Source organism: Jiella sonneratiae (assembly GCF_017353515.1).
Classification (GTDB): domain Bacteria; phylum Pseudomonadota; class Alphaproteobacteria; order Rhizobiales; family Rhizobiaceae; genus Jiella; species Jiella sonneratiae.
Genome location: NZ_JAFMPY010000070.1, coordinates 1 through 1,187, shown reverse-complemented (window position 1 = coordinate 1,187; position 1,187 = coordinate 1). Strand labels below are relative to the sequence as shown.

The following is a 1,187-nucleotide window of genomic DNA, read 5'->3' as shown; positions in this document are numbered from 1 at the left end:
GGGCGCGCCGAGAGTGTCGATGGGCCGCCTTTGCATGAGGTTGAGGCGGACGAGGCGGCGGAAGGTGCTGGGTTGCGGGATGGCGCGCTGGGCTTCTTGGGCGAGTTTGAGGAGCAGGAAGGCGATCAGCGCGACGAAGATCTGGATGCGCACGGCGTTCTCGCTCTCGCCGAAGAAATGGCCGATCTTCAGGTTCTGCTTGATCCATTTGAAGAAGAGTTCGATCTGCCAGCGGGCCTTGTAGAGATCGGCGATCTCCTTTGCCGGGGCGTCGAGATCGTTGGAGACGATGCGGATCGTCTTTCCGGTCTCGAGCCTGACGAGGATCTCGCGCACCGGATCGGCGAAGGGGTTGTTGCGCGAGCGGGCCATGCGCTGGGGCAGAAGGCCGATCCGGTCGGAGAGGATGGCGCCGCCTTTCGGCACCGGCAGGACGGCGGTCACGGCAAGCTCGGTGTTGCTCTTCAGGCGGCTGACGATCCGGCAGCCGGCGGCGTCGAGGGCCGCCCACCAGGCGAAGTCGTAATAGCCGAGATCGAAGACGTAGGTGGCGCCGGGTTCGGGCTGGAGCGCCTTGGCGGGCGTGATGTCGTTCACCCGCTGGTCGGTGAGATTCGCCGCCAGCGGCATGGCCGCGCCGAGATCGTAGACGACGTGCAGCTTGACCGCCCGCTGGCCGCTGACGGCGCTGACCCAGCCCTGGCTGAGCGAGGTGAGCGAGAGGCGGGTGGCGTCGAGAAGCAGGGTCGGCGTCGTCAGGGCCGGCATCTGGCGGCGGATGCGGCGGCAGGCGGTTTCGGCCATGTGGGCGAAGAGTTCGGCAAACAACGCCGCCGGCCGCGTGGCATTGGCATCCGAAAGGGTCGAGCGGGCCGGGGCGCTCATGCCGAGATGGTAGAGCCGGGCGGACTGGCTGGCGAGACCGGCCTCGATGTCGCGCAGGCTGTCGGCGCCGGACAACTGGCCGAACAGCATGGCGAGGAACTGGCCCCGGGTGCTCAGCCTGCGCACCCGGCGGTCGGCCCGATGGGCTTCGACGAGCCGCTCGAATTCGGCCCAGGGAATGTGTTTCTGCAGCCCGTGAAAAACGCTATTGTCGTGCCGCATGACATTGATCTCCAATCTCGTGTCCCGAACGCCGCGAAACGTCTGGAACCGAGTAGAATCAATGTCATGCACTCTGTCCA

General features: G+C 66.3%; 1 protein-coding gene. It reads right to left on the bottom strand.

The window, feature by feature from the left end:
- Window positions 1–1,107, bottom strand: a 1,107-nt coding sequence (locus tag J1C47_RS23510; RefSeq protein ID WP_207353227.1) for an IS4 family transposase, incomplete at its 3' end; no start/stop codon positions are given.
- Window positions 1,108–1,187 lie beyond the last annotated feature (80 nt).